18 protein-coding genes are annotated in these 14,909 nt (G+C 53.3%); 14 read left to right on the top strand and 4 right to left on the bottom strand.

The genetic code is table 11. The annotated features are described in order from the left end of the window. The first annotated feature begins 8 nt into the window (after positions 1–8). Positions 9–236, top strand: a complete 228-nt coding sequence (locus EVJ23_RS01160) for a thioredoxin family protein (RefSeq protein ID WP_070327048.1) — start codon at positions 9–11, stop codon at positions 234–236. Positions 237–295: 59 nt separating this feature from the next. Here the strand turns inward: EVJ23_RS01160 and EVJ23_RS01155 are convergent, their stop codons facing one another. Beyond that, a complete protein-coding gene (locus EVJ23_RS01155; protein ID WP_016510373.1) occupies positions 296–676 on the bottom strand; it encodes a rhodanese-like domain-containing protein in 381 nt (126 codons plus the stop codon). 164 nt (positions 677–840) lie between these two features. Here EVJ23_RS01155 and mntR point away from each other — a divergent pair, with 164 nt between their 5' ends. Beyond that, a complete protein-coding gene (mntR, locus tag EVJ23_RS01150; protein ID WP_070327049.1) occupies positions 841–1,269 on the top strand; it encodes a transcriptional regulator MntR in 429 nt (142 codons plus the stop codon). Between the two features lie 174 nt (positions 1,270–1,443). Further along, on the top strand, positions 1,444–1,971 hold the full coding sequence (gene hpt / locus EVJ23_RS01145; protein WP_070327050.1) for a hypoxanthine phosphoribosyltransferase: 528 nt from the start codon (positions 1,444–1,446) through the stop codon (positions 1,969–1,971). 26 nt (positions 1,972–1,997) lie between these two features. Here the strand turns inward: hpt and EVJ23_RS01140 are convergent, their stop codons facing one another. Next, positions 1,998–2,411, bottom strand: coding sequence for an SA1362 family protein (locus EVJ23_RS01140; RefSeq protein ID WP_016510385.1), 414 nt, complete (start codon positions 2,409–2,411; stop codon positions 1,998–2,000). 16 nt (positions 2,412–2,427) lie between these two features. Next, positions 2,428–3,369 (bottom strand): DUF1385 domain-containing protein, encoded by a 942-nt coding sequence (locus tag EVJ23_RS01135; RefSeq protein WP_071397716.1) that lies wholly within the window; start codon positions 3,367–3,369, stop codon positions 2,428–2,430. Between the two features lie 141 nt (positions 3,370–3,510). On the opposite strand from EVJ23_RS01135, the gene aroQ reads away from it, so the two are divergent. The 5 genes from aroQ to accC all read left to right on the top strand — a co-directional run bounded on the left by aroQ (position 3,511) and on the right by accC (position 7,520). Continuing rightward, on the top strand, positions 3,511–3,948 hold the full coding sequence (aroQ, locus tag EVJ23_RS01130) for a type II 3-dehydroquinate dehydratase (RefSeq protein ID WP_131463734.1): 438 nt from the start codon (positions 3,511–3,513) through the stop codon (positions 3,946–3,948). Then, complete coding sequence (locus EVJ23_RS01125) at positions 3,944–5,011, top strand: M24 family metallopeptidase (protein WP_070327905.1); 1,068 nt, start codon at positions 3,944–3,946, stop codon at positions 5,009–5,011. The genes aroQ and EVJ23_RS01125 overlap by 5 nt, the downstream gene beginning before the upstream one ends. A 30-nt stretch (positions 5,012–5,041) precedes the next feature. After that, positions 5,042–5,608, top strand: a complete 567-nt coding sequence (gene efp, locus EVJ23_RS01120) for an elongation factor P (RefSeq protein ID WP_070327053.1) — start codon at positions 5,042–5,044, stop codon at positions 5,606–5,608. Positions 5,609–5,722: 114 nt separating this feature from the next. Beyond that, positions 5,723–6,169, top strand: coding sequence for an acetyl-CoA carboxylase biotin carboxyl carrier protein (accB, locus tag EVJ23_RS01115; RefSeq protein ID WP_070327054.1), 447 nt, complete (start codon positions 5,723–5,725; stop codon positions 6,167–6,169). A gap of 7 nt (positions 6,170–6,176) precedes the next feature. Then, the gene (gene accC / locus EVJ23_RS01110; protein WP_131463732.1) at positions 6,177–7,520 is read left to right on the top strand and encodes an acetyl-CoA carboxylase biotin carboxylase subunit; all 1,344 of its coding nucleotides are present in this window, start codon (positions 6,177–6,179) and stop codon (positions 7,518–7,520) included. Between the two features lie 281 nt (positions 7,521–7,801). On the opposite strand, the gene EVJ23_RS01105 is transcribed toward accC, so the two are convergent. After that, a complete protein-coding gene (locus tag EVJ23_RS01105) occupies positions 7,802–8,917 on the bottom strand; it encodes an RNA-guided endonuclease InsQ/TnpB family protein (protein WP_131463730.1) in 1,116 nt (371 codons plus the stop codon). Between the two features lie 252 nt (positions 8,918–9,169). Here EVJ23_RS01105 and nusB point away from each other — a divergent pair, with 252 nt between their 5' ends. From nusB to dxs, 6 genes are all read left to right on the top strand, one after another. Beyond that, the gene (gene nusB, locus EVJ23_RS01100; protein WP_131458862.1) at positions 9,170–9,553 is read left to right on the top strand and encodes a transcription antitermination factor NusB; all 384 of its coding nucleotides are present in this window, start codon (positions 9,170–9,172) and stop codon (positions 9,551–9,553) included. An 87-nt stretch (positions 9,554–9,640) separates the two neighbouring features. Beyond that, positions 9,641–10,477 (top strand): bifunctional methylenetetrahydrofolate dehydrogenase/methenyltetrahydrofolate cyclohydrolase FolD, encoded by an 837-nt coding sequence (gene folD, locus EVJ23_RS01095; protein WP_131463728.1) that lies wholly within the window; start codon positions 9,641–9,643, stop codon positions 10,475–10,477. Continuing rightward, positions 10,470–11,819: an exodeoxyribonuclease VII large subunit gene (gene xseA / locus EVJ23_RS01090; RefSeq protein ID WP_070327059.1), complete on the top strand. Its 1,350-nt coding sequence runs from the start codon at positions 10,470–10,472 to the stop codon at positions 11,817–11,819. The genes folD and xseA overlap by 8 nt, the downstream gene beginning before the upstream one ends. Continuing rightward, positions 11,788–12,018 (top strand): exodeoxyribonuclease VII small subunit, encoded by a 231-nt coding sequence (gene xseB / locus EVJ23_RS01085; protein ID WP_016510387.1) that lies wholly within the window; start codon positions 11,788–11,790, stop codon positions 12,016–12,018. The genes xseA and xseB overlap by 32 nt, the downstream gene beginning before the upstream one ends. After that, positions 12,015–12,890, top strand: coding sequence for a polyprenyl synthetase family protein (locus EVJ23_RS01080; RefSeq protein ID WP_070327060.1), 876 nt, complete (start codon positions 12,015–12,017; stop codon positions 12,888–12,890). Before xseB ends, EVJ23_RS01080 begins: the two co-directional genes overlap by 4 nt. A gap of 124 nt (positions 12,891–13,014) precedes the next feature. Further along, positions 13,015–14,907: a 1-deoxy-D-xylulose-5-phosphate synthase gene (gene dxs, locus EVJ23_RS01075; protein WP_070327906.1), complete on the top strand. Its 1,893-nt coding sequence runs from the start codon at positions 13,015–13,017 to the stop codon at positions 14,905–14,907. The last annotated feature ends 2 nt before the right edge of the window (positions 14,908–14,909 follow it).

The raw sequence follows: 14,909 nt of genomic DNA, 5'->3' as shown, positions 1-14,909 counted from the left end.
AGTCGAACATGAACATAAAAATTTTAGGGACCGGGTGTCGCAATTGCAAAACGCTGGAGCAAAATGTCGTAGAAGCGCTACGATTAACTGGGAAGACGGCGACGGTTGAAAAAGTGACGGACATCGAGCAAATCATGTCGTATGGAATTATGAGCACGCCTGGCCTCGTCGTCAATGAGGAAATCAAATCGGTAGGGAAAGTTTTAGCACCGAAATCAATCGCTAAATTCTTTTGAACGTTCAATCAAACAAGCGTTGCCCCAACGAATGTTGGAGCAACGCTTGTTTGTGAGGGTCAGTCTTTTTTGACTTTCCCTTTCCAGTTTTTAAATCCGCCTTCAAGCATATAGATGTCGGTGTAGCCATTTTTCATGAGCAGTTTGGCCGCCTGGTTCGTACGTGACTTGCCTTGGCAGTACATGAGGATCGGTTGATCTTTCCGTAGCTCTTTCATTCGAAGTTTCATCTGGCCGACCGGGATATTACGGGCCCCGATGATGTGGCCTCCCTTGTACTCGTTCGGTTCACGGACGTCGATCAATTGTCCTTTGCGGAGCGAAGCGCGAAATTCTTCTTGTTTCATTTTTTTCAAACCACGAGCCGGCATGAAGCGCCAGACGATATATGCGATGAGCGCAGCCCAGAGGATGATGACGAGGATTGTTTCGATTCCCATTGATGTTCTCCCTTTCTCTATTAAGTTTCACCAACATTCATTATAAAGAATTTAAGGTCATGAGACAATGATTGACTAGACGATTTGCCCGTTCTGCTTTCGGTTTTACACGGGTTACGCTAAAATGGAGATTGGAGAACGGAACATAAGGGGAGGCTACGCCCATGCCGACACCGAGTATGGAAGACTACTTAGAACGAATCTACTTACTGATGGTCGAGAAAGGATACGCTCGTGTATCTGATATCGCCGAACATTTAGGGGTGCATCCCTCCTCAGTCACGAAAATGGTGCAAAAGTTAGACCGGGAAGGTTATTTGGTATATGAAAAATACAGAGGCCTGATGTTGACGAATAAAGGGCAGAAAATCGGCAAGCGGCTCGTCGAGCGGCATACGATGCTCGAGTCGTTCCTACGGCTGATCGGGGTCGATGAAGCGCACGTCTATGAGGATGTTGAAGGCATCGAACATCATTTGAGCTCGAACACGCTCGACTGCATGACCCAATTCGTCGAATTCTTCGAAGACAAACCTGAGCTGATGGAGCAGTTTCGACAGTTTCAAGAACTGAATATGACACGGGATGAGTGAAATCGACCGCGATCCGATCGTTGAATCGGATGGTGGTCTTTTTTTAGGCATTCGAAGCGAAAGCCGAACATTAACATCGTTTTATTGAATTAAAGTCTATTTTTAGGGTGATTGTATGATAGAATGGTTGCTGGATAGATAAATGAGGGGGTGACGGCGAACAATCGCCGACAAATGAACATTCAAATCAAAGGGAAGTTATTTGATGAAGCACAGATTAAACAGCGCGTCGCTGAACTCGCGGAACAGATCGAACGTGATGCGGCCGGGACGCCGATCGTCCTCGTCCCCGTGTTAAAAGGTTCACTCGTGTTCGCCGCTGATTTGATGCGACAGATGAAAGGGAGCGTCCAACTGGACACGGTCGCGACTTCGTCTTACGGGAAAAAGTCGGTCTCGAGCGGGAACGTCCAACTTCGGAAAGACCTCGACCTCGACGTCGAAGGGAAATATGTCGTCATTATCGAGGACATCATCGATACCGGCCAGACGCTCAAGTTTTTGTGTCAGCATATGAAGCTGCATCAACCGGGAGAGTTGAAAATTTGCACGTTGCTCGATAAACCGGCCCGTCGCCTCGTCCAACTTGACGCGGATTATGTCGGATTCGAGATTCCAGATGAGTTCGTCATCGGGTACGGCATCGACTACGCGGAACAATACCGCAACTTACCGTATATCGGATTTGTCGAGACAGACTAAAAGGAGCGCCTCTCGAGGCGCTCCTTTTACATGTTCGCTTTCTTTTTCTTCTTGCCTTTTTTCCCTTCGATGACGGTCAGGTGAGGGGCGTCGCTGCGATGGACGCTCGTGCGCTTCGACAGTTTGGTGACGTTCGAGCCTGGTTTGGTGTTCTTTTTCTTAGCGGCCGCTGCGGACGGTTTGACTTTAGGGCTATTGCCCGGTCGCGCCATCCGTTTTTTCGACGCTTGCGCGGTCTTCCGGTAACGCACGTCCTCGGCCGAAATTTTAGGAGCCATGAAGACCCGGTAAATCACGTAAAAGATTAACCCGAAAATACCGATGAAGAGTAGCTGTCTGAACAATCGACCAGGATCGGTCGCTAACATATGTCCGACTCCGATGAAGCCTAAGATGAACACGATGGTCGCCGCGGTCGAGCCGATTCTTTGTCTGATCATGGTGTTTTCCTCCTCTTTATCCCTCTCTTTGGACGTCCGGTTGACCGAGTTCGGAACGTTCCCACGTCTCGAACGCTTCGATGGCGACGCGAATCTGCTCGTCGTTCGGTTCTCGCGTCGTTAATAGTTGCAATGAAAGTCCTGGTTTACCGAGCACGGATAAAAACCGATGCTCCCGGAAGCGATTGGTGAATTGAAGCACCTCGAACGAGATGCCGATGACGACCGGCAACAGTGCGATCCGGCTGACGAGCCGGACCCAAAGTGGGTCGATCGGGACGACCATATAGACGCCGATGCCGACAAAAACGGTGAACAGGATGAAGCTTGAACCACACCGATAGTGGAGGCGTGAGCTTGAACGGACGTTATCAACGGTGATCGGTCGTCCGGATTCGTAGCAGTTGATAACTTTATGCTCGGCGCCATGATATTGGAAGACGCGTCTGATGAGCGGGGTCAATGAAATCAAGTATAGGTAGCTGAGCAGTAATACTAGTTTAATTCCCCCTTCGAGCAGGTTTTGAATCACGTGACCGGACAGTGCGGGCACGTTTTGGAACATAGCGGCAAGGAGCGCCGGGGTGACGTTGAAGATCAATTTGCCGAAGATGTAAGAAATGACACCGACGATGGCGATCATGATGACCATGAGGATGTTTTGCTTTTGCTCTGGCTTCTCCGTGACGTCTTCGCTCGGGTCGACGTCATAGCGATCGCTCGCGAAGTTCATGTGGGCTGAGCCGTTCTTTAACGACTCGTATAAAGCGACGATGCCACGAAGGAACGGGACTTTTTTCAACGATTGGACCCACGGGACGAGGAGTCGAGGCTGTTTGAACGTCTCGATCGATCCGTCTTTACGCCGGATGGCCGAGGCGCTCTCGGTGCGTCCTTGGAACATGACGCCTTCGACGAGTGCTTGACCGCCGACGGGGATCAACTTTTTATTTTTCATAGGTTCTCCTCGATTCTGACAAGTATATAGTTGAATTATAACGTGATTCGATCGAAAAACGAAACCTCAGGTGACGCAATTATCGCTCTTCGCATAAATTTGTTACAATAAGAAAGACTTGACGAATGAGGGGGAAGGCTTGTGCATATACTTGTCTTGAATGGACCGAATTTGAACTTGCTAGGTAAACGGGAACCGGATGTGTACGGGGATGTCTCGCTGAAAGGCTTGACAGCAGAACTGTTGCTCGAAGCACCGGGAGATGTTCGTCTCACGTTCATCCAGTCCAATCATGAAGGTGAGCTGATCGATGCGCTGCATGAGGCGTATGATTACGCGGGCGTGATCTTGAACGCCGGGGCGTATACGCATACGTCGATTGCATTGCGGGACGCGATTGCCGCTATTTCAGCCCCGGTCGTCGAAGTACATATCTCGAACGTGCATGCCCGTGAGTCGTTTCGTCACGAATCGAAACTTGCCGGTGTCTGCCTCGGCGTCATCAGCGGCTTCGGATTGACGAGCTATACGCTCGCGTTGCATGCACTCATCGAACATTGGAGGAATCGACATGATTGAACGCGTCAACAAGCTACAAGCTCAGTTAGAAATGAACGGGATCGATGGATTGCTCGTGACGAAACGAGAGAACATTCGTTACTTGTCTGGGTTTACCGGGTCGAGTGGGGTCATTTTGATCACAGCGAAGGCGGCGAGTTTCATCACGGACTTCCGCTATACCGAGCAGGCAGCTAGCCAAGTAACCGGTTATGACATCATCGAGCTCGAAACATCGCTCATCAAGTCGGTGTCTGACATCGCGAGCCGAGAAGGGGTGAAGCGTCTCGGAATCGAACAAGATGACATGACGGTCGGGACGTATCGGACGTATGAAAAAGAGGTAGCGGCTGAACTGGTCGAGACGTCAGGGATCGTGGAAAAGCTGCGCTTGATTAAGGACGAGGCAGAGATTAAGATAATGAAGGAAGCTGCGGCGATTGCTGATGCGGCGTTTGCCCACATCCAGACGTTCATTCGCCCGGGACGCACTGAGAAAGAAGTCGCCAATGAGTTGGAGATGTTTATGCGCGGCCAAGGTGCGGATTCGTCTTCATTCGATATGATCGTCGCCTCTGGTCATCGTTCGGCATTGCCGCACGGTGTGGCCAGTGACAAAGTCATCGAAGCCGGTGAACTCGTGACGCTCGACTTTGGAGCGTACTACAAAGGGTACTGTTCGGATATTACGCGTACGCTCGCAGTCGGTGAGATCTCAGACAAATTGCGCGAGATTTATGACACGGTGTTGCGTGCCCAACTGGCAGGCGTGGAAGGGACTCGGGCCGGTATCACTGGCATCGAGGCTGACGCGTTGACGCGTGACGTCATCAAAGAAGCCGGGTACGGCGAGTACTTCGGCCACTCAACCGGTCACGGACTCGGAATGGAAGTACATGAGGCGCCAGGGTTGTCGTTCCGGTCTGACACGGTGCTCGAACCTGGGATGGTCGTCACAATCGAGCCTGGGATCTACATCGCCGGCATCGGTGGCTGCCGTATCGAGGATGATGTCGTCATCACGAAGGATGGAAATGTCCGTCTCACGCAGTCGCCAAAAGAGTTAATCACGATCGAGGCTTGAGTCTCAGCTCATTTTTAGGAGGAAATCACTATGGTATCAGTAAACGATTTAAAGACAGGGTTAACAGTCAAAACATCAGATGGTTCGATTTGGCAAGTCATCGAGTTCCAACACGTCAAACCAGGTAAAGGCGCAGCGTTCGTTCGTACGAAAATGCGCAACTTGCGTTCTGGCGCGATTCAAGAGACGACGTTCCGGGGCGGCGAGCGGGTCGAACGCGCCCACATCGAACGTAAAAAAATGCAGTATTTGTATCCGATGGGCGACACGTACGTCTTCATGGATACGGAATCGTATGAGCAGCTCGAATTGACGGGCGAGCAAGTGAAAGCGGCGCTTCCGTTCATGCTCGAGAACATGGAAGTGAGCATCGCTGATTATAACGGTGAGATCCTCGGGATCGAACTTCCGACGACGGTCGTCTTGACGATCACAGAAGCTGACCCAGGTGTTAAAGGGGATACGGCGTCGAACGTCAAAAAGAACGCTACGGTCGAAACTGGCCATATCATTCAAGTCCCGCTCTTCATCGAGCCAGGTGAAAAAGTGACGGTCGACACACGTACCGGCGACTTCATGGGACGTTATAACGGGTAATACGAGCAGTGTCCATTCAAACGAATGGGCACTTTTTTTGTCGTTGCATTCACTGGTCTGACCAGTTATAGTAGAGTAGAGATTAGTACCAGGTATAAATAGGGGGTTTATTTCATGCAAATCGATCATATTAAAGAGCTGATTGAACTGCTCGACCAGACGTCTATCCATGAGATGGAGCTCGAGACGTCCGAGTTCAAACTGTCATTAAAAAAAGAAACGGCGCAGCAAATCGTCGCGAGCACACCGCTTGCTCAACCGATTACTGCTCCGTTATCTGCACCAGCCGTAGAAGAGAGCGAAGCGCCTCAAGCGGAAGTGAGCAACTTACGTACCATCACATCACCGATGGTCGGAACGTTTTATTCACGCCCGGCCCCGGATAAAGACTCGTACGTCAAAGTAGGCGACCGTGTCGAGACGGGTCAGGTCGTCTGTATATTAGAAGCGATGAAACTGTTCAACGATGTCGAGGCCGAAATCAGCGGGGAAGTCGTTGAAATCCTCGTCGCCGACGGCGATCTAGTCGAATATGGCCAAGCGCTCTTTAGCGTGAAGTGAGGGTGCTATGAAATTACTCATTGCAAACCGCGGCGAGATCGCGGTACGAATCATTCGGGCAGCCAAAGAAATGAATATCCCGACAGTCGCCGTCTTTTCGGAGGCAGATCGTGAGTCGTTGCACGTTCGTCTCGCGGACGAGGCGTATTGTATCGGGCCGAACCCGTCGAAAGACTCTTATTTGAATATCCCGAACATCTTGTCGGTCGCTTGTGCGGTCGATGCGACGATGATCCATCCTGGGTATGGATTTTTGGCAGAAAATGCCGAGTTCGCCGAGATGAGTGAAGCGTGCGGGATCCAGTTCGTCGGTCCGAGCAGCTATGCGATTCGGAAGATGGGCATTAAAGATGAAGCGAAGCGGACGATGATCGAGTCAGGTGTTCCTGTCGTCCCGGGATCGAGCGGTGTCGTGACGGATGATGAGGCGATTGAACTCGCTCGAGAAATCGGTTATCCGGTCATCATCAAGGCGACGGCCGGAGGCGGCGGACGCGGGATTCGTGTCGCTTTCGACGAAGAAGAGCTCATCAAAGGACTCGTCGCGACCCGTAAAGAAGCGAAACAAGCTTTTGGGAACGGCGACGTCTATTTAGAGAAATATATCGAATCGTTCCGTCACGTCGAGGTGCAAGTGCTCGCTGACCAGTATGGGAACGTCATTCATTTAGGAGAACGGGACTGCACGATCCAACGCCGGATGCAGAAACTGATCGAGGAGGCCCCGTCGCCTGCGATCGACGAGGCGACGCGCCAAGCGATGGGAGAAGCGGCCGTCAAAGCGGCGAAAGCGATCCAATACTCGAGCGCCGGGACGATCGAATTTATTTACGTCCCTGAATCGAACGAGTTTTACTTTATGGAAATGAACACGCGAATCCAAGTCGAGCATCCGGTCACGGAGATGATCACCGGCTTTGATCTCGTCCAAGCGCAACTTGAAGTCGCGCTCGGGCATCCGCTCGCCATCTCACAGGCCGATATCGTCTTTAGCGGCCACTCGATCGAATGCCGCATTAACGCCGAAGACCCGTTCACCGACTTCCGTCCGATGGCCGGCAAGATCGATCAATATATCGTTCCAGGAGGAATGGGTGTGCGGGTCGACAGCGGACTGTTCGCAGGTGCCGTCATCCCGCCGTTCTATGACTCGATGGTGGCGAAGTTGATCGTCCACGCCCCTACGCGCGAGGAAGCGATCGCGAAGATGCTCCGTGCCCTTGACGAGTTCACGGTGTCGGGTATTCATACGACGATTCCGTTCCATCAACAAGTCATGGCGCACGAACATTTCCGTAACGGTGCGTTCGACACGAAATTTGTCGAAAAAGAAATGATACTGACGAAATGAGTCGAACAAGGAAGCCCGAACATTATTTCGGGCTTCCTTGTTTTTTGTACTGAATTTGTGAGTGCTTTATGCTAAACTATCACAGTCAACAACCCGCCACTTAACGCCTTGACGGTCCGTTTGAGGTGGGGGCTTGCGTCCATCGAGGACTCGACGGCGCCTCTACCCTCGTAGAGTACGGTTACGCTCGTTCCTGCCCGGTAGTGCGGACGGCGCTCATGCGCCTCCTACCTTCGCGTGGCGGAACATCGGGACGGTTGACCTCGCCCCTTCCATGGGGGTCATGCTCCCGTGGCACCTGTACCGATGTGTTCGATGCCTTTCCGATGCAGGTTCATCGCGCCGACGCGGTCATCATTCGATCGGTACCGGCAGTTCTTGCATTGGAACGTGTGCAGCTTCTTGTCCCGGTTCGCCTTCTCGGTGTGCCCGCATGTCGGACAGGTCTGGGAGGTGTGTCTCGGGTCGACGACGATCACCTTCTGACCGTTCAGTGCGGCCTTGTACTCGAGCATGCGACGGAACTGGTAGAACGCCCACGACACGGAGACGTAGCGGTTTCTCGCCCGCACCTTCTCTGTGGCGGCATGGATGCCGGTCAGGTCCTCCAACACGAACAGCGTGCCCCTCGGGTATCGGTCGACGAGTGCCTTCGTGACCTGATGGTTCACATCGGTCACATAACGGTTTTCTCTCGAGCCGAGCTGTCTCAGCCGCTTGCAGGCCGATGGGGTCTGCCGTCGTTGGAGCTGTTCGCGGGTGGCTTTAAACGTGCCTCGCTTGTGCTTCACCATTCTTCCGTCGTAGAAGGTGGTCTCGCCCTGGCTGTCGTACGTGACCGCCAGGAAGTTGATGCCGAGGTCCACACCGACGATGTTTGTGACGCAAGCGTCGTCGAGTTCGGGGAACGCCTTCGTCACGGGGATGTGCAGGAACCATTTCTCGTGTTTGTGCACCAGTTTGGCTGTGCCGAACCGCCACGTCCCGTTGAAGTACTGCCTCATGCCCTTACGCGCATAGTCCAGCTTGATCCGTCCGTCCAGCGTGTTCACGCTGAACCGGTCCTGGGTGAGCGAGTAGTCGCGGTTCCAGACGAGGTCGTATTCGGGACGCTTGAACTCCACACGGGACCACGCGTGCCCGTTCGACTTCGCCGACTTGTACCGAGCGATCACCGTCTTCATGACCGACTGGGCCATCTGGCTCTTCAGGCCGAACCGTTGCCGGAGCTCGGCATAGTGCGAGTCGTTGAGGCTCGCCTGGTTCAGGTCCCTCGTCTCGAAGACGTGTCCCGACAGCCAGTCACAAGCCGACCGGTATGCGTCCATCGTTGCCCTCAGGATAGCCGCTTGAGGGGGCGGGACGAAGAGTTGGACCTTCGCAGTGATGGTGGACATTGGGTTCACCGCCTTTCACTAGAGATAATATTTTTTTCCCGTAGAGAACAGTTTACAAACGAACAACCGGAGAGGATGGGCAAGAGATGAGGCCGGTATCGATAGCGACGTTGTCTGCCAAAACGGACATGCGTGATTCAGTCCCGGCGGCAATTTCTCCCCCACTTATCGTCGGGCTGTGCCCGGAGCACGATTGAAGTAGGGGTATCCTTGCCGATTAAAGATGAAAGCAAGCAAAAGGAGAGTATCTGAATGAAACGTCATGAAGCACGGGAAAAAGCGATTCAAACGCTTTTTCAAATCGAAGTATCAAAACTTGAGGTAGACGAGGCTATCGAATTTGCCCTTGATGGCATGGACTCTGATCCATTCTACGAACAACTCGTCGTTGGAACGTTGGAGAAGAAAGATGAGATTGACGAATTGCTCATCGAAAACTTGAAAAACTGGAGACTCGACCGTCTCGGAAATGTCGAGCGGACGATTCTCCGCATGGCGACGTACGAGTTGCTCTACGTCGAGACGATTCCGGACAAAGTCACGATCAACGAGGCGGTCGAACTCGCCAAATCGTTCGCCGATGAAGAAGCGGCCAAGCTCGTCAACGGCGTGCTCGGTAACATCATTAAAGCGTAAGCGAAGACAAGCACACGGTCTGTTAAACAAATAGAGAAGACACCACACCAACTACAGAGAAACCTAAGACAATGGGGGATGAGAGAGATGGCAGTAGTGATCGACGGGAAACAAATCGCAGCATCGTATCGGGAAACGTTGAAAGATCAGGTGACAGCTCTTCGGGCGCGCGGCATCACCCCGAAATTAAAAGTCATTTTAATCGGGGACGACCCAGCGAGCCACAGTTACGTTCGCGGGAAAGAGCGAGCGGCCAAAGAGATTGGCATCGACTCGCAAATACTTCGATTTGATGAAGACATGACCGAGGCAGAGTTACTAAAGCTGATTGATTTATTGAATGACGATCATGAGGTGCACGGGATTCTCGTCCAACTTCCGTTACCGAACCATATCGATGAATCCCGCGTCATCATGCGGATTTCTCCAGAAAAAGACGTCGATGGCTTCCATCCGGAGAACGTCGGGAAAATGATGCTCGGTCTTGACACGCTGTTGCCGTGCACGCCGCACGGGATTTTACACCTCGTCAAAACGCAGACCGACCTCGTCGGGAAGCATGTCGTCGTCGTCGGGAGAAGCCAGATCGTCGGCAAACCGGTCGGCATGCTGTTTTTGAACGAGTCGTCGACTGTCACGTATTGCCATTCGAAGACGGCTGACCTCGGAGCGATGACGAGACAGGCCGATATTTTGATCGTCGCGGTCGGACGGGCCGGACTCGTCACGGCCGACATGGTCAAACCAGGTGCGATCGTCATCGACGTCGGTGTCAACCGTGTCGACAATCGTCTCGTCGGGGATGTCGACTATGAAGGTGTCAAAGACGTGGCGAGCGCCATCACGCCTGTACCTGGCGGCGTCGGACCGATGACGATCACGATGCTCATGCATAACACGGTCGAGGTCGCTTCGCGTGGCTAATCCGATTCAAGTGTCCGAAGTCGTCCGTTACGTCAAACGACAGCTTGACGACGATCCGATTTTACAACAAATCGCGGTCGTCGGTGAGATCTCGAACTTTAAACGTTACGCTTCGGGTCATTGCTATTTCACGTTGAAAGATGAGGCGTCTCGTATGAAAGCCGTCATGTTTTCACGTGACGCCAGAACGCTCACGTTCGAACCGACAGACGGGATGAACGTCGTCGTCGTCGCGCGCGTGACGATGTACGAGGCGACGGGTGACGTTCAGCTGTACGTTGAACTGATGCGTCAAGACGGTGTCGGTCTATTGTTTGAACGTTACGAGGCGAGAAAACGCGAACTCGAAGCGAAGGGGTGGTTCGACGCGGAACGGAAGCGTTCGCTCCCGGCCTTCCCTGAACGAATCGGGATCATTACGTCCCCCAAAGGTGCTGCCTTGCACGACATCGCGACGACACTGCGGCGCAGGGCGCCACACGTAGCCATCACATTCGCCCCGGTTGCCGTCCAAGGTGACTTGGCGGCCCCGCAAGTGGCGAGTGCGATTCGCTGGATGAACGAACGGACGGACTGTGACGTCTTGATCGTCGGCCGGGGCGGCGGCTCGATCGAGGAACTGTGGGCGTTCAACGAAGATATCGTCGTTGAAGCGATTTACAACTCGACGATTCCGGTCATCTCGGCCGTCGGTCACGAAACCGACTTCACACTTGCCGATTTCGTCGCCGACTTACGTGCGGCCACACCGACGGCTGCGGCGGAACTCGCGACGGCGACGATCGATGCGCAGCGAAAAGACGTCGAGCGTTTGACGATGCAGTTGCAGCGTTCCGTCACGAATCAAATGACAGCTGTGCGCGACCGGCTCGAACGGGCGGCGAACAGCTACGGGTTGAAGTCGCCGCGGTTCACGCTCTCACAAAAGCGGGACCGGTTCGCTCAGGCTGAGATCCGTCTCGAGCAAGGTGTCACCAAACAACTGACGTTCGCCCGCCATCGTCTCGCTCAATCGCAGCAGCGGCTCGATGTCCGGAATTTGGCTCGGGCACTGCGGACGAACGATGAACGGTACCGTCAATTTGAAGGACGACTGAACCGGATTCGGCCGCTCGAACGGCCGACCGAACGCTTTGCCGCGCAGGTCGGCAGGTTGCATGCGGTCAGCCCGCTCGCGGTCCTATCCCGAGGCTATACGCTTACCGAGCAAGACGGGACGTACGTGAAAGATGTCAAACAACTACATGACGGAGTCGTGACGATCCGTTTCCGTGACGGTCATGCCGTCGCGGAAGTGAAGGAGAGACATTATGGCGAAGAAACAAGAAGAACAGACGTTTGAGACGGCGCTAGCCCGACTCGAAGACATCGTGGCGAAACTTGAGACTGGAGAAGTCGCGCTTGAAGAAGCGATGACGCTCTATGAGGAAGGTGTTCGTCTGTCGGCGCTTTGTCAGTCAAAATTGACGGCTGCCGAAAAGAAAATGGACGAAATTTTAGAACTGGACGGTACGCTCCGTGACAAAGGAGGCGCCGTATGAGTCAGTTGATGCTCGATGAGTGGAAACGTGCGGTCGAACAGGCGATGAGTCGTCTCGTTGACGACGCGGCCATGCCGAAGCGACTGTTCGAAGCGATGACCTATTCATTAGAGGCAGGTGGGAAACGGATTCGTCCGGCCCTCCTGTACGCCGTCCTCGATACATACGGCCGACCGATTGAACTCGGTCACGAAGCCGCCGTCGCACTCGAGATGGTACATACGTATTCACTCATTCATGACGATTTGCCGGCGATGGACGACGACGATGTCCGCAGAGGCCGCCCGACGAACCATCGTCAGTTTGATGAAGCGACCGCGATCCTTGCGGGCGATGCGCTCTTGACGGACGCATTTCAAGTGATCACCCGCACGCACGCCGCGCCTGAAAAACTAGTGAGTTTGATTTCACGGTTCAGCGAGGCGGCCGGTAGTGCCGGGATGGTAGGTGGACAGCTAGACGATATGCTAGCCGAGAAACGACAACACGTATCGTTAGAGACGCTTCAGTCGATTCATGCCCGCAAGACCGGGGCGCTGCTCGTCTATGCGCTCGAAGCAGGAGCGATTTTGGCCGATGCGTCCGCAAGCGACCAAGCGGCATTGAAGCGTTTCGGAGCGCATCTCGGTGTTGCGTTCCAAATCCAAGATGACATTTTAGACGTCGAAGGCGACGAGGCGTTGATTGGGAAGCGTGTCGGTTCGGATGAAGGGAACGATAAATCGACGTATCCGAAGCTGCTCGGTCTTGACGGTGCGAAACAAGCGCTCGCTCAAGAAGTCGCACAAGCTGAAGCTGCGCTCGCCGAACTGTCGGTCGCTTCACCTCGTTTGCATGAGCTACTTTACTTTGTCGTCAAACGCAATCATTGACTTTAGGTGACACGATGAGCACATCGTGTCACCTTTGTTTTTCTGTATGTATAGCATATATGGACACATTCTTGTAAAATGTAAGGTACGAATCAGTAATACGACAGGAGAAAGGATGGTCATCATGGACCTGACATCCATTCAAGACCCGTCATTTTTAAAGAAAATGTCGGTGACCGAGATCGAAGCGCTTGGCGCAGACATCAGACGGTTCTTGATTGAAAAATTGGCAGAAACGGGAGGGCATCTCGGGCCGAACCTCGGCGTTGTCGAGTTGACGCTTGCCTTGCACCGTGTATTTGACAGTCCGAAAGATCAACTCGTATGGGACGTGGGGCATCAAGCCTATGTCCACAAAATTTTAACGGGACGGACGAACCAGTTCGACACGCTTCGCCAGTATAATGGCTTATGTGGGTTTCCGAAGCGCTGTGAGAGCGAGCACGATGTATGGGAGACGGGGCACAGTTCGACCTCGTTGTCGGCGGCAATGGGGATTGCCATCGCCAACGAGCTAAAAGGACGAGCGAATGATCGCGCCATCGCCATCATCGGAGACGGTGCTCTCACGGGCGGAATGGCGCTCGAAGCACTCAATCACATCGGGGCCGAGAAACAAAACGTCATCGTCATTTTAAATGACAATGAAATGTCGATCGCACCAAACGTCGGGGCGATGCATAATATGCTCGGCCGGATGCGGGCGTCACGTAAACTGAAGCATGCCCGCGAGGAAGTCGAAGCGCTCATCAAGCACATCCCGATTGTCGGAAGTTCGCTCGAACGCAGTGGCGAACGAGTCAAGTATATGTTGAAGTCGGCACTCATACCGGGTACGTTCTTCGAAGAACTTGGCTTCACTTACTTCGGACCGACGGACGGTCATGATTTGAAAGATTTGCTTGAGACACTCGAGTATGCGAAAAAAATTGATGGACCGGTACTCGTCCATGTCATCACGAAAAAAGGCAAAGGCTATCGCCCGGCCGAACTAGACGGCATCGGGACGTGGCACGGTCTCGGACCGTACAAGATTGAATCTGGTGAAGTCATTAAAGGGAAAGTCAAAGGACCGAGTTATTCAAAAGTCGTTGCCGAAACGATTACGAAAGTCGCGGAGACGGATGAGCGTGTGACGTTGATCACGCCAGCGATGAGCGTCGGTTCGAAACTGGACTGTTTCAACAAGCAATTCCCGGAACGCATGTTTGACGTCGGCATCGCCGAGCAACATGCGGTCACGCTCGCCGGAGGTCAAGCGACACAAGGTCTCAAACCGGTCGTTTCAATCTATTCGACGTTCTTCCAGCGCGCCTATGATCAGCTCGTGCACGATATTTGCCGCCAAAACTTGAACGTCGTCTTCACGATTGACCGGTCGGGCCTTGTCGGCGCCGACGGGGAGACGCACCAAGGCGTGTTCGATATCGCCTTCATGCGCCATGTGCCAAACATTCGGATTTTGATGGCGAAAGATGAGGAAGAATTGCAACATCTCGTCTACACGGCGTTAAAATACGATGATGGACCGATCGCTGTGCGGTTCCCGCGTGGAGAAGGCATCGGTACCCCGATGAGTGAGACGTTGCGTGAACTTCCGCTCGATGAGTGGGAAGTCGTGGCTGACGGGACGGACGTGGCCATCTTGACGTTCGGGCCGCAAGTGCAAGATGCGCTAGAAGTGAGAACGCTCCTCGAAGGACAACGGAGCGTACGGGTCATCAACTGCCGTACGATCAAACCGCTCGACGATGCGATGCTTACCGCGCTCTATGAGGAAGGCATCCCGCTCGTCACGCTCGAAGAGGCCGTTCTTGCCGGAGGGTTCGGAAGCAGTGTGCTCGAGCATGCGAGTGATGCGAGACAGTTCCCGCGCGTCCTTCGTCTAGGGATTCCGGACCGTTATATTGAACATGGCGCGGTCAATCAACTGCTAGAAGAGATCGGGCTCAGACCGTCTCAAATTGCGGAATCGGTAGAGCAGTTCATTCAAATGACAAATCGACAGAATGTGTGAGG

Source organism: Exiguobacterium sp. SH1S1, assembly GCF_004337245.1.
In the GTDB taxonomy this organism is placed as follows: Bacteria; Bacillota; Bacilli; order Exiguobacteriales; family Exiguobacteriaceae; genus Exiguobacterium; species Exiguobacterium aurantiacum_A.
The sequence above is the reverse complement of the archived record's forward strand: the minus strand, read 5'-3'. Positions and strand labels throughout refer to the sequence as shown.